The following is a 19,593-nucleotide window of genomic DNA, read 5'->3' on the forward strand; positions in this document are numbered from 1 at the left end:
CCCATGAATACCGAAGGACTCACCGAAGCAGCTGTTCAGATCGCCGTCCAGGACGCTCAGCCGGTGGTTGAGCCAAGCATTGAAGTGCTGCCCGCTCCTGAAGTGCCACCCGCGCCGGTGGCGCAGGCCATCGTCGTCCCGAATCTGGACGACATCAGCCTGTACATTCATCGCGAACTGTCGCAACTGCAGTTCAACATTCGTGTACTGGAACAGGCACTGGATGAGTCTTATCCGTTATTGGAGCGGCTGAAGTTTCTGCTGATTTTCTCCAGTAACCTCGATGAGTTCTTCGAGATTCGTGTCGCCGGTCTGAAAAAACAGATCACCTTTGCTCGCGAACAGGCGGGCGCAGACGGTCTGCAGCCGCATCAGGCGCTGGCAAGGATCAGCGAGCTGGTACATGGTCACGTTGATCGCCAATACGCGATCCTCAACGACATTCTGTTGCCAGAGCTGGAAAAACATCAGGTTCGCTTCATTCGTCGTCGTTACTGGACGGCGAAGCTCAAGGCCTGGGTTCGTCGCTATTTCCGTGACGAGATCGCACCGATCATTACCCCGATTGGGCTTGACCCAACGCACCCGTTCCCGTTGCTGGTGAACAAGAGCCTTAACTTTATCGTCGAGCTGGAAGGCATTGACGCCTTTGGTCGTGATTCCGGGCTGGCTATCATCCCGGCACCGCGTCTGTTGCCGCGCGTCATCAAGGTTCCAGAAGAGGTCGGTGGGGCAGGGGATAACTATGTCTTCCTGTCGTCGATGATCCACGCTCACGCCGATGACCTGTTCCAAGGCATGAAGGTCAAGGGCTGCTATCAGTTCCGTCTGACCCGAAACGCTGACTTGGCGGTCGATACCGAGGACGTCGAAGACTTGGCCCGTGCCCTGCGCGGCGAGCTATTCTCGCGTCGCTATGGCGATGCGGTGCGTCTGGAAGTCGCTGATACGTGCCCGAAACACCTGTCCGACTACTTGCTCAAACAGTTCAACCTGAGCGACACCGAGCTGTATCGCGTCAACGGTCCGGTCAACCTCACGCGTCTGTTCAGTATCACCAGCCTGGACAGCCACCCTGAGCTTCAGTACACGCCGTTCACCCCGGCGATCCCCAAGCTGTTGCAGAACAGCGAGAACATTTTCAACGTGATCAGCAAGCAGGACATTCTGCTGCTGCACCCGTTCGAGTCCTTCACGCCCGTGGTGGACCTGCTGCGTCAGGCAGCGAAAGATCCGCACGTGTTGGCGGTCCGGCAGACCCTGTACCGCAGCGGCGCCAACTCGGAAATCGTCGATGCGCTGGTCGATGCGGCGCGTAACGGCAAAGAAGTCACGGCAGTGATCGAGTTGCGTGCGCGTTTCGATGAAGAATCCAACCTGCAACTGGCCAGCCGTCTGCAAGCGGCCGGTGCGGTGGTGATCTATGGTGTGGTCGGCTTCAAGACCCACGCCAAAATGATGCTGATCCTGCGCCGTGAGGCCGGGGAAATCGTGCGTTACGCCCACTTGGGCACCGGTAACTACCACGCCGGCAACGCCCGTCTGTATACCGACTACAGCTTGCTGACTTCCGACGATGCGTTGTGCGAGGACGTCGGCAAGCTGTTCAGCCAGTTGATCGGCATGGGTAAGACGTTGCGCATGAAGAAGCTGCTGCATGCGCCGTTCACCCTGAAAAAAGGCATGCTCGACATGATTGCCCGCGAAACGCAGTTCGCGCTCGATGGCAAGCCTGCCCACATCATTGCCAAGTTCAACTCACTGACTGATCCGAAGATCATTCGCGCGTTGTACAAGGCCAGCCAGTCTGGCGTGCGTATCGATTTGGTGGTGCGGGGCATGTGCTGCCTGCGTCCGGGAATTGCTGGCGTTTCGCACAACATCTATGTGCGCTCGATCATCGGGCGCTTCCTGGAGCACACGCGGGTCTTCTACTTCCTCAATGGCGGCGAAGAGCAGATGTTCCTGTCCAGCGCTGACTGGATGGAGCGCAACCTCGACAAGCGCGTCGAGACTTGCTTCCCGGTCGAGGGCAAAAAGTTGATTCTGCGGGTCAAGAAGGAGCTGGAAAGTTACCTGACGGACAACACCCATGCCTGGATCCTGCACTCGGACGGTCGTTACGTCCGCAGCACGCCAACCGGCAACCAGAACCCGCGCAGCGCCCAGGCAACCCTGCTTGAGCGCCTGAGCAACCCGGTCCTCAGCGTACGCTGAAGACGATGCCGACTCGGGCCAACCACTCCGCTTCCTGCGCGAAGTCGGCCTGAGTCAGTTGGTTGTTTTCCAGCCAGTTGTCCGGGAACAGTGCGTCCAGGTTCTGACCGTTTGCGTGCAGGGTCACTTGCGGCATCTCTTGGGTGCCACGAATGTGATGGAACAGGATCGCAAAGCGCAGCAGCACGCACAGGCGAATCAGCTTGATGCCTTCATCGCCGAACTCGGCAAACTTGTCCTTGGGAATATTGCGGCGGTGGCCACGCACCAGCAGGGCCAGCATTAGTTGATCTTCGCGGGAGAAACCGGCCAGGTCCGAGTGTTCGATCAGGTATGCGCCGTGCTTGTGGTAGTGATAGTGCGCGATGTCCAGCCCCACTTCATGCACCTTGGCGGCCCAAGTCAACAGCTCGCGATACAGATCGTCTTCCAGGCCCCAGGCCCCTGCGACTTGCTCAAGGGCGTGCAGGGCTTTGCGTTCGACACGGGCAGCCTGTTCAAGGTCGACGTGGTAACGCTCCATCAGCGAGCTCAGGGTGCGTTCGCGGACGTCTTCGTGGTGATAGCGGCCCATCAGGTCATAGAGCACACCTTCACGCAGTGCGCCTTCACAGTGATCCATGCGGCTGAGTTCCAATGCATCGAAAATCGCCTCGAGAATCGCCAGGCCTGCCGGGAAAATCGCCCGACGGTCAGGCTTGATGCCGTCAAAGTCGATTTTCTCGACATCACCGAGTTTGAACAGCTTACGCTTGAGCCACGCCAGACCCTCGGCGTTGACTTCGCCCGTGCCGTGTCCGCCCGCCTTGAGTGCCAGGCCTATGGCGCGGATGGTTCCGGACGAACCGATGGCTTCATCCCAGCTCAGGCGATGCAGTGCATGTTCGATGCTCATGATTTCCAGGCGCGCTGCCGTATAAGCCTGGGCATAGCGGGCCGGGCTGATCTTGCCGTCTCGGAAATAGCGCTGGGTATAGCTGACGCAGCCCATCTGCAGGCTTTCGCGGAGCAGCGGTTCGAAACGCTGGCCGATGATGAATTCGGTACTGCCGCCACCGATGTCGGCCACCAGGCGTTTGCCGGGTGCATCGGCCAGCGTATGGGACACGCCGAGGTAGATCAGGCGGGCTTCTTCACGGCCAGAGATCACTTCTACCGGATGGCCAAGGATCTCTTCGGCACGGCGAATGAACTCTATACGGTTGCGTGCTTCACGCAGGGCATTGGTGCCCACGATTCGTACCGAGCCAGGCTCCATGCCGTTGATCAGTTGGGCAAAGCGCTTGAGGCAATCGAGCCCGCGCTGCATGGATTCTTCGGTGAGCTGGCGCTCTTCAGTGATCCCGGCCGCCAGCTGAACCTTCTCGCCCAGCCGCTCTAATATCCGGATTTCGCCAAGATTGGCTTTGGCCACGACCATATGAAAGCTGTTCGAGCCTAGGTCGATGGCGGCGATCAAGGAAAGATTCTTGGGTGGGGATGGCGGCATGATCATTGGGTCTCGGTCGATAACCCAGCCATCCTGCCACGATCCACCTCTGCCGCCAACGCGAAGCGTCGCGTCAAGCCGTCCGCGTCAGGTCATATGCGAATAAATTGGCGGCCACACACGCTGAATGGAAACTTCCGCACACATTGATGTGGGAGCAATCGGGACGCGGAGTCTCATTCGCGAAGAAGTCCTGTCAGGCGCCTTGCTCCACCGAACCGATGAAATTCGCCAGTTCCGGCGTGCGCGGGTTGGCGAAGAGGATCTTCGGGTCGCCGACCTCATGCACCTTGCCTTCGTGCATGAACACCAGCTTGTCACCGACTTCACGGGCAAAGCGCATTTCGTGGGTCACCATGATCAGGGTCATGCCATCGCTGGCCAATTGGCGCACCACGCTGAGCACTTCGTTGACCAGTTCAGGGTCGAGCGCCGAGGTGATTTCATCGCACAGCAGCACTTTAGGCGACATCGCCAGGGCGCGAGCAATGGCCACGCGCTGCTGCTGGCCGCCGGACAGACGGTCCGGGAACGCATCGAACTTTTCCCCGAGGCCCACGCGCTCCAGCATCTTCCTCGCGAGCCTGACGGCGTCGGCTTTGGGTACTTTCTGTACCACTTGTGGCGCCAGCATCACGTTTTCGCCGACGCTCAGGTGCGGAAACAAATTGAACTGCTGAAAAACCATCCCGACTTTCTGGCGCAATGTGCGCAGGTCGGCGCGCGCGGCGTCGAGGTATTCGCCATCGACTTCAATCACGCCGTCGTTGATCGACTCCAGCCCGTTCAGCGTGCGTAGCAGCGTGCTTTTGCCTGAGCCGCTGCGGCCGATGATCGCCACGACCTGGCCTTCCTCGACAGTAAGGTCGATGCCCTTGAGTACATGGTGATCGCCGTAATATTTATGCAGGGCAGAAATTCTAAGCAGGGGCATGCAGTCTCCTTTCCAGATAGCGGGCACTGAGGGACAAGGGGTAGCAGAGGATGAAGTAGCCCAGGGCGACAAAGCCGTAGACCATGAACGGCTCGAAGGTGGCATTGGCGAGCATGCCGCCGGTCTTGGTCAGCTCGGTGAAGCCGATGATCGACGTTACGGCGGTGCCCTTGACCACCTGCACCGAGAATCCGACGGTCGGTGCCACGGCAATGCGCAGGGCCTGCGGCAGGATCACGTAACGCAGTTGCTCGAAAGGCGACAGCGCGAGGCTGGCGGATGCTTCCCATTGACCATGAGCTATTGACTCGACGCAGCCACGCCAGATTTCAGCCAGGTACGCGCTGGTGAATAACGTCAGTGCCAGCGCGGCGGCCAGCCAGGGCGAAATGTCGATGCCCAACAATGCCACACCGAAGAACACCAGAAACAGCTGCATCAGCAGCGGCGTACCCTGAAACAGTTCGATATAGATTTTTGCGATCCAGCGCGGCGCACGCTTGTCCGAGATGCGCAGCGTCATGACCAGCAGGCCGATCAGCCCGCCGCCGATGAACGCCACCAGTGACAAGGCCAGTGTCCATTGCAGTCCCGTCAGTAGATTGCGCACGACGTCCCAAAGGGTGAAATCCATCACGCGTTCCTCGTTATGTAGCGACGTCCAATCCACGCCAGCAGTTGCCGGATCAGCAAGGCCATGCACAGGTAAATCAGGGTGGTGATGATGTAGGTCTCGAATGAGCGGAAGTTGCGGGACTGAATGAAGTTGGCCGCGAAGCTCAATTCTTCAGCGGCGATCTGAGAACACACCGCCGACCCGAGCATGACGATGATGATCTGGCTGGTCAGGGCCGGCCAAACCTTGCCCAGTGCCGGAATCAGAACTATGTAACGGAACGCTTCAAAGCGACTCATCGCGAGGGCCGCTGCCGCTTCCAGTTGGCCGCGCGGGATGGCCTGAATACCCGCGCGAATGATCTCCGTCGAATAAGCACCGAGGTTGACCACCATCGCGAGCACTGCGGCCTGCCATTCTGAGATATGGATACCCAGCGATGGCAAACCGAAGAAGATGAAAAATAGCTGCACCAGAAACGGTGTGTTGCGGATCAGTTCGACGTACACCCCGAAAATGGCCGAGAACGGCTGGATCTTCCAGGCCCTGACCACGGCGCCGACGATGCCCAGGCTGATCCCGAGCAGCGTGCCGATGGCAGTCAGTTCCAGGGTGAACAAGGCCCCGCGCAGCAACAAATCCGCGTTTTGCAGGACCGGTATAAAGTTAAGGTGATAAGCCATGACGGTTCCTCGGAATCAGCGATCAGAGGTCGGCTGGCAGGGGTTGTTTGAGCCAGGTTTGGGCGTTCTTTTCCAGGGCGCCGTCTGAGCGCGCAGCGTTAAGAATTTCATTGACCTTGCCCAGCAGCTCCGGCTGGTCCTTGTTCACACCGACGTAGACCGGGGAATCCTTGAGTTTCACTTTTAGCGCCGGGATGCGTTTCGGGTTGCGCTCGCTGATGGTCACCATCACCACGTTGCCGCTGGCGATCAGGTCCGTTTGGCCTGCAAGGTAGGCCGCGATAGTCGAGTTGTTGTCTTCGAAGCGTTTGATGATGGCGCCTTGTGGGGCGACAGCGCTCAGTTCGATGTCTTCAATGGCGCCACGCGTCACGCTGATACGCTTGCCGACCAGATCGTTCAGGCTGGTGATCGCTGCGTCAGGTGGGCCGAACACCGCGAGATAGAAGGGTGCGTAGGCGCGGGAGAAGTCGATGACCTTTTCGCGCTCCGGGCTTTTACCCAGGCTGGAAATCACCAGATCGACCTTGCCGGTGGTCAGGAAAGGGATGCGGTTAGTGCTGTTGACCGGTGTCAGTTCCAGCTTGACCTTCAAACGGTCCGCCAGCAGTTGTGCGGTATCGATGTCCAGGCCACGCGGCTTCATGTCCGGGCCCGCCGAGCCAAAAGGCGGGAAGTCCTGCGGCACAGCGACTTTCAATGTCCCGCGCGCCATCAGATCGTCCAGCCCGTTGGCGTGGGCGGGTGCCTGACTCAGGATGAGGCTGGCAAACAGGGCGGTGAGCAGGGCGCTGTAACGCTTGGTCATAGGAAGTCTCCGAATCGAACGAAAGGCATTTCTTGGAATGAGCAGTGCACAGCCCATGCCATTTGCTTTTGATTCGCCGTAAAGCGGGCGCCAGTACGGCGCGCGGTCTTACTGGTCTGAACAGTTGAGTGCTGTCGCGCCCCGCTTTGGCGCGCTTATACCCCGTGCTGCTCTGGGGGCGGGCATTGCTTGCCGGATAGGCTGGATGACGATACAAGGGAGTTTTACTGGACTGACCGGCCTGAACAGTTATGCACTCTAGCCCTCTCGCAGTACCCGAAGCGGCCCTCCAGGCAATCCGTAAATTAATTGCCGAGCAGGGCTATGCCCCTGGTGACAGCCTGCCTTCCCAGCGGGATCTGGCCGTGCGCCTTGGTGTCAGCCGCGCTTCACTGCGTGAGGCGCTATCGTCGCTGAGTGCTTTGGGCGTCGTCAGCGTGCTGCCGGGCAAAGGGGTTTTCGTCCAGGCCGTTTCTGACCCAGAACAGAGCAGAGGTGGATTTTCCTGGCCTTTCGCGGCACATGTTTCACCGTCCGACACCTTTCAACTGCGCTACGCTCTGGAGGGGTTTGCGGCAGGTTTGGCGGCAGTGACGTTGACTGCCGACGAGCGTGATGTGCTGGAGGACAACGTCGAGTCCATGCGTCTCGAGTTGCGGGCAGGCGATTTTGACGCCGCCGCCCGGCTGGATTTCGATTTTCATCGACATATTCTGGTCGCCAGCGGTAACCAGGCCATGCTGAGAATCGTCACCGCCAGCGCCGATATCTTTCTGGAAAGCCAGAAGCTGCCGTTTATCCGGGCGGGGCGGGCCATGGAAACCTGGCAGGAGCATCGCAAGATTCTCCGGGCGTTGGCCCGGCACGCCTCGGGCCCGGCGCAGAAAGCCATGCAGGCGCACATCCGTGGCGCTGCACTGCGCACAGGCATCGCTTTTGTTTCGCCGTCCCTTTAACGGGGGCGTTCATAACCTGTCTCATGCACCGCCATAGCTAGACTCAATCAACCCCGGCTTCCTGAACGCAGCCAGTCCCGCTATGATGAGCGACGTTTTTTAGCCTACGACCTCGGAGACTTTCAATGAGTAGCGACCTTATCAAACACGTCAGCGACGCCAGTTTCGACGCCGATGTCCTCCAGGCTGCCGGTCCTGTACTTGTTGATTACTGGGCAGAGTGGTGTGGCCCGTGCAAGATGATTGCCCCGGTTTTGGACGAGATCGCCGAGACCTACAAGGGTAAGTTGACTATCGCCAAACTGAACATCGACGAAAATCAGGAAACGCCAGCCAAGCATGGCGTGCGTGGTATTCCGACCCTGATGTTGTTCAAGAACGGCAACGTCGAGGCCACCAAGGTGGGCGCTCTGTCGAAGTCGCAATTGATGGCGTTTCTTGACGCCAATATTTGAGACACCTAAAACCCCGCAGATCGCGGGGTTTTTTCAAGATGCGGGACTAGACTCCCTGAAAATCAGGTGGTACATTCGGCACCGCAACAGTTTCTCTGTTGCCCCCTGCTAGCCGTCGCCGACGCTCTCCTTTCGAATTTGTACGCGATCCTGTCGCTTTCTCCGCGGCGCGGCCTCATTGAGCCAAAAGCTTAATTTCCCCCTCCCATACATGATTACGTCATTCCTATATGAACCTGACTGAACTCAAGCAAAAGCCGATTACCGATCTGCTCGAAATGGCCGAACAGATGGGCATAGAAAATATGGCCCGTTCGCGCAAGCAGGATGTGATTTTCTCCCTGCTGAAAAAGCATGCCAAAAGCGGCGAGGAAATTTCCGGTGATGGCGTGCTGGAGATTCTCCAGGACGGCTTCGGTTTTCTCCGCTCTGCAGACGCCTCCTATCTCGCCGGCCCAGACGATATTTACGTCTCGCCCAGCCAGATCCGCCGTTTCAACCTGCGCACAGGCGATACCATCGTCGGCAAGATCCGTCCGCCTAAAGAGGGCGAGCGTTATTTCGCACTGCTCAAGGTCGACACGATCAACTACGACCGTCCGGAAAACGCGAAGAACAAGATTCTTTTCGAAAACCTGACGCCGTTGTTCCCGACCATCCGCATGAAGATGGAAATCGGTAACGGTTCCACTGAAGACCTTACTGGCCGGGTGATCGATCTTTGTGCCCCGATCGGTAAAGGTCAGCGTGGCCTGATCGTTGCGCCGCCCAAGGCTGGCAAGACCATCATGCTGCAGAACATCGCGGCGAACATCACACGCAACAACCCGGAAGTGCATCTGATCGTTCTGCTGATCGATGAGCGTCCGGAAGAAGTAACCGAAATGCAGCGCACCGTGCGCGGCGAAGTGGTTGCCTCGACGTTCGACGAGCCGCCAACCCGGCACGTCCAGGTCGCCGAAATGGTGATCGAGAAGGCCAAGCGCCTGGTCGAGCACAAAAAGGATGTGGTCATCCTGCTTGACTCCATTACCCGTCTGGCTCGCGCCTACAACACCGTGATCCCAAGCTCCGGCAAGGTCCTCACCGGTGGTGTCGATGCTCACGCCCTGGAGAAACCGAAACGTTTCTTCGGTGCTGCACGGAACATCGAAGAAGGCGGCTCGCTGACCATCATCGCTACCGCGCTGGTTGAAACCGGCTCGAAGATGGATGAAGTGATCTACGAAGAATTCAAAGGCACGGGCAACATGGAACTGCCTCTGGATCGCAAGATCGCTGAAAAGCGTGTGTTCCCGGCGATCAACATCAACCGTTCCGGTACCCGCCGCGAAGAGTTGCTGACCGCTGATGACGAGCTGCAACGGATGTGGATTCTGCGCAAACTGCTGCACCCGATGGACGAAGTCGCTGCTATCGAGTTCCTGATCGACAAGCTGAAGCAGACCAAGACCAACGATGAGTTCTTCCTGTCGATGAAACGTAAATAACAGGCTGAGCCGTGTGAAAAGAATGGTGTCCTTCGGGGCGCCATTTTTTTTGAGTGAAAATCCCCGTTGAGAACCGTTATTACGCGTTGATGAGCTGCCGTCGATCCTCAGAGCAGGTAGGATGTGCATCTATTTTATGAGTGGCCTGGTTAATGAAATTCAAGGATCTTCGGGATTTCGTGCAGCAGCTTGAGCAGCGCGGAGAGTTGAAACGCATTCAGGTGCCCGTCTCGCCAGTGCTTGAAATGACTGAAATTTGCGACCGGACCTTGCGCAACAAAGGCCCGGCCCTGCTCTTCGAAAAGCCCATTGGCTATGACATTCCTGTGCTCGGTAACCTGTTCGGCACGCCTCAGCGCGTGGCCATGGGCATGGGCGCAGAAGCGGTCAGTGAACTGCGCGAAATTGGCAAGCTGCTGGCGTTCCTCAAGGAGCCAGAGCCGCCCAAAGGCCTGAAAGACGCTTGGTCGAAGCTGCCGATCTTCCGAAAAATCATTGCCATGGCGCCCAAGGTGGTCAAGGACGCGCCCTGTCAGGAAGTGGTCATCGAAGGTGACGATGTCGATCTCGGCATGCTGCCGGTACAAACCTGCTGGCCGGGCGATGTCGGCCCGTTGATCACCTGGGGTCTGACCGTCACCAAGGGCCCGAACAAGGACCGGCAGAACCTCGGTATCTATCGCCAGCAAGTGATCGGTCGCAACAAAGTCATCATGCGCTGGCTCAGTCACCGTGGCGGCGCATTGGACTTCAGGGAGTGGTGCGAGAAACACCCAGGCCAGCCGTTCCCGGTTTCGGTGGCGCTGGGTGCTGACCCCGCGACCATTCTCGGCGCGGTCACGCCGGTGCCTGACAGCTTGTCCGAATATGCCTTCGCCGGATTGCTGCGAGGCAATCGCACTGAGCTGATCAAGTGCCGCGGTAATGACCTGCAAGTGCCGGCGAGCGCGGAAATCGTCCTGGAAGGCGTCATCCATCCCGGCGAAATGGCTGCCGAAGGCCCTTACGGCGACCACACCGGTTACTACAACGAAGTCGACAGCTTCCCAGTGTTTACGGTCGAGCGCATTACCCATCGGATAAAACCGATCTATCACAGTACCTACACCGGCCGGCCGCCTGATGAGCCGGCGATTCTCGGCGTGGCATTGAACGAAGTTTTCGTCCCGATTCTGCAAAAGCAGTTCCCGGAGATCACGGACTTCTACCTGCCGCCAGAAGGCTGCTCTTACCGCATGGCCATTGTGACCATCAAGAAGCAGTACCCCGGTCATGCCAAGCGCGTAATGCTCGGCGTCTGGTCGTTTCTGCGACAGTTCATGTACACCAAATTCGTTATCGTCACGGATGACGATATCAATGCCCGCGACTGGAACGACGTGGTCTGGGCCATCACCACACGCATGGACCCCAAGCGTGACACGGTGATGATCGATAACACGCCCATCGACTATCTGGACTTCGCCTCGCCGGTTTCCGGGCTGGGTTCGAAGATGGGCCTGGACGCAACGCATAAATGGCCGGGTGAGACCACGCGTGAGTGGGGTCGGGTTATCGTCAAGGATGAGGCTGTGACACGTCGGATCGACGAAATCTGGAATCAGTTGGGAATAGATTGATGCGCGTAACCTTGCAGCCGTCTGGTGCGGTATTGGAGATGTTGCCCGGCGAACGGATACTCGACGCCGCCCAACGCCTTGGCTATGACTGTCCGCAAAGCTGCCGGAATGGCAATTGCCATATTTGTGCCGCTTTGTTGGTAGAAGGCCGGGTGCTGCAAGCGGGACAGGCGCTCAGCCATGGCGAGTTCTACACTTGTCTGGCCGAGCCTCTGGAAGACTGCCTCGTGATGTGGGATGGCGTGCTGGCTCGTGGGGAGCTGCCATTGCGCAAATTGGCCTGTCAGGTGAGCGAGTGCATTGAAGTCGGTGGGGATGTGTGGCGGGTTGGCTTACGGGCTCCTGCTGGCAAGCCGCCGCGCTATCACGCCGGGCAGTACATGATGATCGAGCGCGAGAATGGCGAGAAATCCGCCTTTTCCATGGCCTCGGCCCCCCACAGTGGGCGCGATCTTGAGCTGCATGTGCTGGTGCGCGAAGCCAGTGCCCAAAGCCTGATCGAACAATTGCAGCGCAATCGCATCGTGCACATCGAAATGCCCTACGGTGATGCCCATCTCGCCGAGCTACCGGAAGGTCCGCTGGTGCTGATTGCTGCGGGTACGGGCATGGCGCAGATGCACAGCCTGATCGAACATTGCCGCGCCAAGGGCTTCAAGCACCCGGTGCACTTGTATTGGGGTGTGCGGCGCCCGGAAGATTTCTACGAGCTGCCCCATTGGGACGAGTGGAAGCAATTGCCTAACCTGCACCTGCACAAAGTCGTCAGCGATGTGTGCGGTTGGGAAGGTCGTTGCGGCATGCTCCATGAGGCCGTGTGCGACGACATCAGCGATTTGTCATCGGTCTACGTTTACGGCAGCGGCTCTCCGGCAATGATTTACGCCACCCTCGACGCCCTGGTATCCGCAGGCATGGATGCGCATCAGATGCGCGCCGATGTGTTCGCTTACGCGCCAAGGGCCTAGGCGGATTTATGCGTCGGCTCTAGAACCGTACGCCGACGTTGATCATGGTCGCCGAGGTGCCGAGTAGAACCAGCTCGGTCGTGATAGGGCCGAGGTGCATGCCCACCGATGGGATGATCGCTGGCGCTACGCCAAAACGATTCAAAGGGATCTTGTCGCGGTATTCGCCACGGTAGCCATAAAGCAGCCCGCCCGAGATCTTCACATAGACCGGATAGTTGGCGCTCTCATAGCGCTTGCCGACATAGGCGTAGGCTGACTGTTGGTCGAACGAATTGCGAAAGCTTGCCGCGCCATAGACCAGGCCTGAGGCTTCGTTGCGCTCCAGCCCGATCAGGTTTTGATCGTCGTTGTGCTCCGAGTCCGAGGAAAAGTGCCGGGTGTAGACGCTGGTCTGAACAAGCCAGAAGCCGTCGTCTTTATCTTGTGACTCTTCCGCACCCTGCGCGCAGGTCGCCGAAACTAACAAAAGCGCGGCCAAGACCGTGCTCTTAACTGACGTGTTCATTATTGCTAACTCTCTCAGCCGGTATTGCCATGGAACGGCTTTATACGCGGGTGTCGTATAGGTTGAAAGGATAAAATATCCCTCATTTGAGTTGGAATATTCATTTTTTTCCTCAGAAGGGGTGTAAATGCAGGTTTTTTGTCTATTTTTTCTGTGGGTTAAGGCCGGCGGGCCTGGACGGTGGATTATTAATTGCATGATGTTTTCAGCTTGCTAACACTGCAACGTGACTGGGAAGCCTCTGGCAAAGTCTGATACTTAGGCATTTGACGGCGAAGTCGTTGTCGATGCGTTTCCTCGCCAGATGGCAGCGGGGGTGTTCTGCAGCGAAAAGGTCAGCTACAACTGGCAGTAGCAGTGCCAGGGGGAAACCAAATGGGGAATCAATTCAATAGCTTGATGACGGCTGCCCATGTCAGTCTGGAACTCAGTTACCCGCCCGTGATTGACCTTGGGCCGCAATTGACGCGTGAACAACTGATGAGCTCCATGCTAAAAACCATGAAGCAGCATCAGGGTGGTCCTGTCTGGTTGTTCGCCTATGGTTCCTTGATCTGGCGCCCTGAATGCTCCGCCGTGGAGCGGAAGCGCGGCCGGGTGCATGGTTATCATCGCGGTTTGTACCTTTGGTCCCACGAACATCGTGGTACGCCCGAACTTCCCGGCCTGGTATTTGGCCTGGATCGCGGCGGTTCATGCAGCGGGTTTGCCTACCGCCTGCCTGAAGACTGCCTGCAAGAGTCGCTACTGGCGCTCTGGCAACGCGAGATGCCTTATCCCTCCTATCGGCCCCGCTGGCTCAGCTGCCGCCTTGAAGATGGCACTCGGGTCCGGGCACTGGGCTTCGTCCTGGAGCGACATCTACCCAGCTACGCGGGCAACCTGTCCGATGCGGTGCTCAGTCAAGTGCTCGCCAGCGCATGCGGCCGCTCGGGCACCACCCGCGATTACGTCGAAAAAACCGCCAGCGCCCTGCGCAGCCATGCCATGCCGGACCTGAACCTGGAAGCGCGGCTCAAGCGCTGCTGGGGAGATCAGGTGACGACGCGGGTCGGACACGTGTCCGACCTGATGCCTTGCAGTGAGTCATTCACTGAGTAAGTTCTGCAATGTAATCGACTAAATCGCGCGCCTTAATAAAGCGATTAGCGCTGTCCTCTGGAAACATGATGCGTCCCTTCAGGATGACGTTATCTTCTTTTAACTTCGCTTCCAGGGCAGTTCCCATATTCGCGTAAGCCCCCTTTAAGCGCGAAACACCGCCCTCCACTGGATAGTCATACATCACCCAGTCGGCCTGAAGCGTATCGTCATCATGCATAAGGTATGACTGACTGATCACAAGGTTGAATTCTGCCGCCAGGAAATGTGATAAAAAAGCTCGAATTTCGTCTCTGGTCATGAGGCACCTGGGCGAGTTGTAAACAGAGCGTGAGTTCACTTTATACGCGCCGGCCAAGGCCGACACTACTGGCACAAATGACAGGTACAGGCAGATTTTTGGGCAAACTGGACAGGCGGTTTGTCGCGGGGAAGCCAGCGCCTACACCAATTTGCGATAAATCCGTGGGAGCGAATTCATTCGCGAAGGGCATGGCGCGGTTTATCTGAGTTAACACGTCTTTAGGATGGGGCCTGTACTCAAGCAATAAGTCATGCCCGTTACCGAACGCTAACAACAACCTTACCAACCGCCTTCCTCTGCCCCAGCGCATTAATTGCATCCGCCGCTTTATCCAGTGGATAGACTTGCGATATCAGCGGTTTCAACTTTCCTTCCGCATACCAAGTAAACAACTGCTGAAAGTTAGCCGCATTATCCTGAGGTTGTCTTTGCGCAAATGACCCCCAGAACACCCCAACCACCGAAGCGCCTTTCAGCAATGCCAGGTTCACCGGCAGCTCAGGAATCCGGCCACTGGCAAACCCCACCACCAGCAACCGGCCGTTCCAGGCGATGGCGCGGATGGCTTGGTCGAACAGGTCGCCGCCGACCGGGTCATAGATGACATCAACGCCAAGACCGTTGGTGAGGCGTTTGATTTCGTCTTTGAGGTTGGTTTCGCTGTAGTTGATCAGTTCATCGGCACCGGCGGCTTTGGCCACGGCGAGTTTGTCGGCGCTGCTGGCGGCGGCGATAACTCTGGCACCCATGGCTTTGCCGATTTCGACGGCGGCGAGGCCGACGCCGCCTGAGGCGCCGAGTACCAGCAGGGTTTCGCCGGGTTGGAGGTTGGCGCGTTGTTTGAGCGCGTGCATCGAGGTGCCGTAGGTCATGCTGAATCCAGCGGCGGTGGTGTAGTCCATTGCATCAGGAATTGGCAGGACATTGTAGCCGGCTACGGCGATCTGTTCGGCGAAGCTGCCCCAGCCGGTCAGGGCCATGACCCGGTCGCCGACCTTCAGGTGGCTGACCTTTTCGCCGACTGCTGAAATCATTCCCGATGCTTCGCCACCCGGGGAGAAGGGGAAGGGTGGCTTGAACTGGTATTTGCCCTCGATGATCAACGTGTCCGGGAAATTGACCCCCGCAGCATGCACGTCCAATACGATTTCGTTTTGCTTCGCTTCAGGACTGGGGATTTCTTCCAGCACCAGCGTTTCCGCAGGGCCGAAGGCTTTGCACAGCACGGCTTTCATCGGTCTATTCCTTTTGGAGTTATGGCCGATAAGTGTAGATAGGTGGGTTTATGGGTCAATCAGCATGCCCTGGCCTGATAAGCAGGCATAAGCAGGCTCAAGCTGAAGTAAGCTACGCAGCAAATCGGATAAGGAGTGAACTGTGAAAGCGTGGATCATCATGTTGTTGGCGTTGTCATTGCCCGTGGCGGCATCCGAAGAAGGCAAAGAGGGTAAAGAGGGCGATGCCACGAAAGTGGCTTATGTCACGATGACGCCTGCTTTTGTCGGTAATTACGCGCTTGATGGTGGGCCGAAGCTCAGGGTCTATAAAGCCGATATTGCGCTACGGGTTACCGGTGGCGAAGCCGAGAAGGCGGTGAAACGCAACGAACCGCTGATTCGCAATAAGCTGGTCGCGCTGTTCTCTCAGCAAACAGTGGAGGCCATGAGCAGTGTCGAAGCCAAGGAAAAGCTGCGGCAGGAAGCGCTCAAGGAGGCCCAGCAAATCATGAACGATGAAGAAGGCAAACCCATTATTGAAGATTTACTCTTCAACAACCTGATCATCCAGTAACCGTGCTGTGCCGGCCTCTACGAGGTCAGGCTTTTGCGGAAGCGCATCAGGGCGACTCCAAAGAACAGCAAGCCGATGGCAATCAGTGCCAATAGATCCGGCCAGATCACGGCAAGCCCTGCGTCGCGGAACAGAATCGCGGCGCTGAGGCTGACGAAGTGGGTGGAAGGCGAGGCCTGCATGACCCATTGCAGCCACTGCGGCATGCTGTCCAGCGGTGTGCTGCCGCCTGAAAGCAGGAGCATGGGGATGATCACCGGAATCGCCAGCAAGCCGAACTGCGGTGTCGAGCGGGCGAGGGTGGCGAGGAATATCCCCAGTGCGGTACTGGCGAACAGATAGAACGCCGTGACCAGCAGGAACAACGCCATAGACCCTGCCAGCGGCACGCCCAACGCGCCCTTGACGATCAATTCCAGCGATAGCCAGGTGCACACCACCACGACCAACGCATTACTGCCGATTTTTGCCAGCATGATTTCCAGCGCGGTCAGCGGCAGCACCAGCAAGTGATCGAGGGTTCCGTGCTCGCGTTCACGCAGCAACGCGGTGCCGGTCAGGATAATCGCCAGAATGGTGATGTTGTTGACGATCTGAATCACTGCCAGAAACCAGCCGCCCTCCAGGTTCGAGTTGAACAGCGCCCGCGTGGTCAAGGTGGCGGGCAGGTTGCTGGCCGTAGCGCTCTGACCGCCGTACTCAAGGAGCACGCGCTGGAAGATACGCGCGATGTAACCCGCGCCCATGAATGCCTGGCTCATGGCCGTCGCATCGACGTTGACCTGCACGCTGGGCTGGCGGCCGGCCAAGAGATCCGCCTGAAAATTGGCCGGTACGTTGATGACGAAGGTGTATTGACCGCTGTCCATGGCCTGATCGAGTTGGTTGTAGACCAGCGGCATCGGAATCTGGAATTCTGGCGGCAATAGCGCCTCACCGAGTTGCCGGGACACATAGCTGTGATCTTCGTCCACGATTGCTACGCTGGCATTGTGGACGCCGATGACCGAGCCCGCAGCCGGCATGTAAATCGCTACCGTGAAGGCGTACAGCAGAAACAGCAGCAATACGCTGTCATGCCTCAAACTGGTCAGTTCCTTGAGGCCCAGACGCCAGATGTGCGCGAGCTTGTTCATCAGGCCTCCTGCTTTTTCAACATGGCCAGGCTCAGCCCGGTGAACGCAACAAAGAAACCGAACAGCGCCAGACACTGTGGCCAGAGTTCGCGCAGGTCCAACGCTTTGGTGAAGGTGCCCACGGCGATATCGAGGAAATACCCCGCCGGGAACAACATGCCAGAGAGCGCTGCGGCACCGTCCAGGGATGAGCGCGGCACGATCAGCCCGGAAAACTGAATAGTTGGCAGGCTCGTCAGAATCATGGTGCCGAGGATCGCGGCAATTTGTGTGCGCGTGAAAGCCGAGATGAGCAGGCCGAGGCTGGTGGTCGCCAGCACATACAGCAACCCACCGAATGCCAGGGTCAGGCCGCTGCCCTTGAACGGCACGCCGAACAGCCAGCGGTTCATCGCCACCAGCAAGGCCAGATTGATCAGGCTGACCACCAGATAGGGCGCCTGCTTGCCCAGCAGAAACTCCAGGCGAGTCAGCGGGGTGGCGTAGAAGTTGGTGATCGAGCCCAGTTCCTTTTCGCGGACGATGCCTAGCGCCGTGAGCATTGCCGGGATAAACGCCAGGATCAGCGCCATTACACCTGGGCCGATGGCATTGACGCTGACCACATCCTGGTTATAGCGAAAGCGCGTTTCCAGTTTCGCCGCCGCTTCGGGGCCTTGCGGATGGCTGCTCAGCGCCGCCATTTGCGCCATGTTTTCCTCATGCACTTGCTCCACATAATTGCGGCTGGTTTCGGCGCGAAACGGCATGCCGCCATCGAGCCAGGCGGCGACAGCGGGTTGTCGTCCGGCATAAAGATCACGACCAAAGCCGGCCGGGATTTCCAGTGCCAGTTTTATTTCCGAGCGCTGCAGGCGTTTGTGCAACTGCGGCGTTTTTCAAGGTAGTTGTCGCGCCAGCGTCTAACTATGCCGCTTGTTTCTCTAACGCTTCCTCTCGATCCGGGTTCAACATCACAGTACCTATCGGCTCCCAGTTGCGTGTCTGACCCGACCAGCGCTCCGGTGTTTTATTCTTGGCTCGCTCGTACAGCTCATGTCGCCTGGCCAGGATCTGGTGATCCTGTCCTTGATGCCGTTGCGCCGGCGTGACGAAGCGGATTCGGCTGTGGCGGTGTTCGTTGTTGTACCACCGTATAAAGTCTCTCACCCACACCCGTGCGGCGTCCAAACTGGCAAAGCCGTTCTGCGGCCATTGCGGACAGTATTTCAACGTTCGAAACAGCGACTCCGAGTAAGGGTTGTCGTTGCTCACCCGTGGACGACCGCGCGAAGGCGTGATGCCCAAGTCATACATCTTGCTCAACAGCGTCACCGACTTCATCGGGGCGCCGTTGTCCGAGTGCAACACCAGCGGCTCGTCCAAACACCGCTCGCCGATGACGCTGCGTTGCAGCAGAGCAGCCGCTTTCTCACCACTTTCTTCCTCGTAAACTTCCCAGCCCACGGCCTTGCGGCTGTAAATATCCTCGATCAGGTAAAGGTAGTAATACTTGCCTCGGATCGGCGACGGCAAGTACGTGATGTCCCATGACCAGACCTGATTCGCGGCCTTGGCAGCATGGGTCGTGGGCGCGGCATGTCGCTTGGGCCGTTGGCTGCGCCCCCGGTGTTGCTGTTGACCGGCCGCGCGCAGCACCCGGTAAAAGGTCGCCTCCGACGCCAGATAACGATCCTGATCAGCCAAGCGCGGAACGATCTGGCTAGGTGGCAGATGAGCGTATTCAGGGCTGCTGCACAGCGCCAAAATGGCTCGCCGCTCAAGGTCGCTCAGGGCGTTACGCGGTACAGGCCGTAAGCTGGTTGTTCGAGCATCGGCTTGAACGTGCTCCCCAAACGTCCATCGTTGCAGCGTGCGCAGCGACAGACCTATTTCGTTGCAGGCCCTGACTTTTCTGGCTCCCTCGGCAACGGCATCACCCAGCCAAGCCACAAGCAAGTGCCGGTCTGGCAAGGATGTTAGTTGTCCTCGTTGTCGAGCCCCCAGTAGGCATTGAGCTTTTTTCGCAGTACTAACAACGCCGCTGTTTCGGCCAATGCCCTGTCTTTACGCAGCAGCTCTCGCTCAAGCTCCTTGATCCGTTTCTTGTCTTTGCGAGCCTCTTCACGCTCACCTGCCTGCTGGATTTTGTCCGTCTTCTGACCGCTGATGAAGGCTTGTCGCCAGGCGAGGATTTGCTCTGGGTAAAGGCCTTTGCGTCGGCAATACTCTCCCAGGTCGATCTCGGACAAACCGGCGGCCTCAAGGACAACAGCAAACTTCTTTTCGGCTGACCAGTTCTGGGCCAATTGCTTGTTTTCGGGCACTGCGCTTCCTTTTGAACTGACCTGCTTGCGCCAGTTGTACAAAGACATTTCGCTCACACCTTCGCGCCGGGAAACCTCGGCCATCGACAGGTTAAGCGGAGGTAGCAACATCTTGAGTAATGCGGCTCTGCGTTCGTTTGAATAATACGCCACGGTCGATCTCTTTCCGCCCCCGATATGACTTTTCAGGACAATCCGCAAAGGCGACAACT

18 protein-coding genes and 1 pseudogene are annotated in these 19,593 nt (G+C 58.0%); 8 read left to right on the plus strand and 11 right to left on the minus strand.

Going from position 1 to position 19,593, the window contains the following annotated elements; translation table 11 throughout:
* Positions 1–3: 3 nt before the first annotated feature.
* Complete coding sequence (gene ppk1 / locus AC1ME2_RS14830) at positions 4–2,217, plus strand: polyphosphate kinase 1 (RefSeq protein ID WP_480434843.1); 2,214 nt, start codon at positions 4–6, stop codon at positions 2,215–2,217.
* Here ppk1 and ppx read toward each other — a convergent pair.
* The 5 genes from ppx to AC1ME2_RS14855 all read right to left on the minus strand — a co-directional run bounded on the left by ppx (position 2,204) and on the right by AC1ME2_RS14855 (position 6,747).
* Positions 2,204–3,706 carry an exopolyphosphatase gene (gene ppx / locus AC1ME2_RS14835; RefSeq protein ID WP_480434844.1) on the minus strand — a complete coding sequence of 501 codons (1,503 nt, stop codon included), beginning with the start codon at positions 3,704–3,706 and terminating at the stop codon, positions 2,204–2,206. The two genes, ppk1 and ppx, sit on opposite strands and share 14 nt — an antisense overlap.
* 196 nt (positions 3,707–3,902) lie before the next feature.
* Positions 3,903–4,640: an amino acid ABC transporter ATP-binding protein gene (locus AC1ME2_RS14840; protein WP_480434845.1), complete on the minus strand. Its 738-nt coding sequence runs from the start codon at positions 4,638–4,640 to the stop codon at positions 3,903–3,905.
* Positions 4,627–5,277, minus strand: a complete 651-nt coding sequence (locus AC1ME2_RS14845) for an amino acid ABC transporter permease (RefSeq protein WP_480434846.1) — start codon at positions 5,275–5,277, stop codon at positions 4,627–4,629. The genes AC1ME2_RS14840 and AC1ME2_RS14845 overlap by 14 nt, the downstream gene beginning before the upstream one ends.
* A complete protein-coding gene (locus tag AC1ME2_RS14850; RefSeq protein ID WP_480434847.1) occupies positions 5,274–5,939 on the minus strand; it encodes an amino acid ABC transporter permease in 666 nt (221 codons plus the stop codon). Before AC1ME2_RS14850 ends, AC1ME2_RS14845 begins: the two co-directional genes overlap by 4 nt.
* 22 nt (positions 5,940–5,961) lie before the next feature.
* Positions 5,962–6,747: a transporter substrate-binding domain-containing protein gene (locus AC1ME2_RS14855; RefSeq protein ID WP_480434848.1), complete on the minus strand. Its 786-nt coding sequence runs from the start codon at positions 6,745–6,747 to the stop codon at positions 5,962–5,964.
* A gap of 251 nt (positions 6,748–6,998) precedes the next feature.
* Between AC1ME2_RS14855 and AC1ME2_RS14860 the strand changes: the two genes are divergently transcribed.
* The 5 genes from AC1ME2_RS14860 (at position 6,999) to AC1ME2_RS14880 (ending at position 12,235) form a co-directional block, all read left to right on the plus strand.
* Positions 6,999–7,703: a FadR/GntR family transcriptional regulator gene (locus AC1ME2_RS14860; RefSeq protein ID WP_480434849.1), complete on the plus strand. Its 705-nt coding sequence runs from the start codon at positions 6,999–7,001 to the stop codon at positions 7,701–7,703.
* Between the two features lie 125 nt (positions 7,704–7,828).
* Positions 7,829–8,158, plus strand: coding sequence for a thioredoxin TrxA (trxA, locus tag AC1ME2_RS14865; protein WP_219062988.1), 330 nt, complete (start codon positions 7,829–7,831; stop codon positions 8,156–8,158).
* 230 nt (positions 8,159–8,388) lie between these two features.
* A complete protein-coding gene (gene rho, locus AC1ME2_RS14870; RefSeq protein ID WP_449637361.1) occupies positions 8,389–9,648 on the plus strand; it encodes a transcription termination factor Rho in 1,260 nt (419 codons plus the stop codon).
* Between the two features lie 152 nt (positions 9,649–9,800).
* Positions 9,801–11,267, plus strand: a complete 1,467-nt coding sequence (ubiD, locus tag AC1ME2_RS14875; protein ID WP_480434850.1) for a 4-hydroxy-3-polyprenylbenzoate decarboxylase — start codon at positions 9,801–9,803, stop codon at positions 11,265–11,267.
* Complete coding sequence (locus tag AC1ME2_RS14880; protein WP_480434851.1) at positions 11,267–12,235, plus strand: CDP-6-deoxy-delta-3,4-glucoseen reductase; 969 nt, start codon at positions 11,267–11,269, stop codon at positions 12,233–12,235. The genes ubiD and AC1ME2_RS14880 overlap by 1 nt, the downstream gene beginning before the upstream one ends.
* A 19-nt stretch (positions 12,236–12,254) precedes the next feature.
* On the opposite strand, the gene AC1ME2_RS14885 is transcribed toward AC1ME2_RS14880, so the two are convergent.
* Positions 12,255–12,743, minus strand: coding sequence for a sn-glycerol-3-phosphate transporter (locus AC1ME2_RS14885; protein WP_480434852.1), 489 nt, complete (start codon positions 12,741–12,743; stop codon positions 12,255–12,257).
* Positions 12,744–13,118: 375 nt separating this feature from the next.
* Here AC1ME2_RS14885 and AC1ME2_RS14890 point away from each other — a divergent pair, with 375 nt between their 5' ends.
* Positions 13,119–13,844 (plus strand): gamma-glutamylcyclotransferase, encoded by a 726-nt coding sequence (locus tag AC1ME2_RS14890; protein WP_480434853.1) that lies wholly within the window; start codon positions 13,119–13,121, stop codon positions 13,842–13,844.
* Here AC1ME2_RS14890 and AC1ME2_RS14895 read toward each other — a convergent pair.
* Together AC1ME2_RS14895 and AC1ME2_RS14900 are read right to left on the minus strand one after the other, a co-directional pair.
* Positions 13,834–14,145, minus strand: coding sequence for a hypothetical protein (locus AC1ME2_RS14895; RefSeq protein WP_480434854.1), 312 nt, complete (start codon positions 14,143–14,145; stop codon positions 13,834–13,836). The two genes, AC1ME2_RS14890 and AC1ME2_RS14895, sit on opposite strands and share 11 nt — an antisense overlap.
* A 260-nt stretch (positions 14,146–14,405) precedes the next feature.
* Positions 14,406–15,383, minus strand: a complete 978-nt coding sequence (locus tag AC1ME2_RS14900; protein WP_480434855.1) for an NADPH:quinone oxidoreductase family protein — start codon at positions 15,381–15,383, stop codon at positions 14,406–14,408.
* A 142-nt stretch (positions 15,384–15,525) separates the two neighbouring features.
* On the opposite strand from AC1ME2_RS14900, the gene AC1ME2_RS14905 reads away from it, so the two are divergent.
* A complete protein-coding gene (locus tag AC1ME2_RS14905; RefSeq protein ID WP_480434856.1) occupies positions 15,526–15,939 on the plus strand; it encodes a flagellar basal body-associated protein FliL in 414 nt (137 codons plus the stop codon).
* 17 nt (positions 15,940–15,956) lie between these two features.
* On the opposite strand, the gene AC1ME2_RS14910 is transcribed toward AC1ME2_RS14905, so the two are convergent.
* The 3 genes and pseudogenes from AC1ME2_RS14910 to AC1ME2_RS14920 form a co-directional block, all read right to left on the minus strand.
* Complete coding sequence (locus tag AC1ME2_RS14910; RefSeq protein ID WP_480434857.1) at positions 15,957–17,075, minus strand: ABC transporter permease; 1,119 nt, start codon at positions 17,073–17,075, stop codon at positions 15,957–15,959.
* Positions 17,075–17,944 (minus strand): annotated as a pseudogene (locus tag AC1ME2_RS14915) (ABC transporter permease); the annotation flags it as partial. The pseudogene AC1ME2_RS14915 and the gene AC1ME2_RS14910, both read right to left, overlap by 1 nt.
* A 37-nt stretch (positions 17,945–17,981) precedes the next feature.
* Positions 17,982–19,534 (minus strand): IS3 family transposase gene (locus AC1ME2_RS14920; RefSeq protein WP_480434858.1). Its coding sequence is split into 2 segments (ribosomal slippage): positions 17,982–19,081 and positions 19,081–19,534, totalling 1,554 coding nucleotides; the frame shifts between segments, so codons are not numbered across the junction.
* Between the last annotated feature and the right edge of the window lie 59 nt (positions 19,535–19,593).

The sequence above is a fragment of the Pseudomonas sp. ASL9 genome (genome assembly GCF_056680335.1).

What these genes read in the sequence shown, in the direction of transcription:
- ppk1 (WP_480434843.1), top strand. Translation starts at nt 4, where the DNA reads ATGAATACCGAAGGACTCACCGAAGCAGCTGTTCAGATCGCCGTCCAG.
- ppx (WP_480434844.1), bottom strand. Translation starts at nt 3,706, where the DNA reads ATGCCGCCATCCCCACCCAAGAATCTTTCCTTGATCGCCGCCATCGAC.
- AC1ME2_RS14840 (WP_480434845.1), bottom strand. Translation starts at nt 4,640, where the DNA reads ATGCCCCTGCTTAGAATTTCTGCCCTGCATAAATATTACGGCGATCAC.
- AC1ME2_RS14850 (WP_480434847.1), bottom strand. Translation starts at nt 5,939, where the DNA reads ATGGCTTATCACCTTAACTTTATACCGGTCCTGCAAAACGCGGATTTG.
- AC1ME2_RS14855 (WP_480434848.1), bottom strand. Translation starts at nt 6,747, where the DNA reads ATGACCAAGCGTTACAGCGCCCTGCTCACCGCCCTGTTTGCCAGCCTC.
- AC1ME2_RS14860 (WP_480434849.1), top strand. Translation starts at nt 6,999, where the DNA reads ATGCACTCTAGCCCTCTCGCAGTACCCGAAGCGGCCCTCCAGGCAATC.
- trxA (WP_219062988.1), top strand. Translation starts at nt 7,829, where the DNA reads ATGAGTAGCGACCTTATCAAACACGTCAGCGACGCCAGTTTCGACGCC.
- rho (WP_449637361.1), top strand. Translation starts at nt 8,389, where the DNA reads ATGAACCTGACTGAACTCAAGCAAAAGCCGATTACCGATCTGCTCGAA.
- ubiD (WP_480434850.1), top strand. Translation starts at nt 9,801, where the DNA reads ATGAAATTCAAGGATCTTCGGGATTTCGTGCAGCAGCTTGAGCAGCGC.
- AC1ME2_RS14880 (WP_480434851.1), top strand. Translation starts at nt 11,267, where the DNA reads ATGCGCGTAACCTTGCAGCCGTCTGGTGCGGTATTGGAGATGTTGCCC.
- AC1ME2_RS14885 (WP_480434852.1), bottom strand. Translation starts at nt 12,743, where the DNA reads ATGAACACGTCAGTTAAGAGCACGGTCTTGGCCGCGCTTTTGTTAGTT.
- AC1ME2_RS14890 (WP_480434853.1), top strand. Translation starts at nt 13,119, where the DNA reads ATGGGGAATCAATTCAATAGCTTGATGACGGCTGCCCATGTCAGTCTG.
- AC1ME2_RS14895 (WP_480434854.1), bottom strand. Translation starts at nt 14,145, where the DNA reads ATGACCAGAGACGAAATTCGAGCTTTTTTATCACATTTCCTGGCGGCA.
- AC1ME2_RS14900 (WP_480434855.1), bottom strand. Translation starts at nt 15,383, where the DNA reads ATGAAAGCCGTGCTGTGCAAAGCCTTCGGCCCTGCGGAAACGCTGGTG.
- AC1ME2_RS14910 (WP_480434857.1), bottom strand. Translation starts at nt 17,075, where the DNA reads ATGAACAAGCTCGCGCACATCTGGCGTCTGGGCCTCAAGGAACTGACC.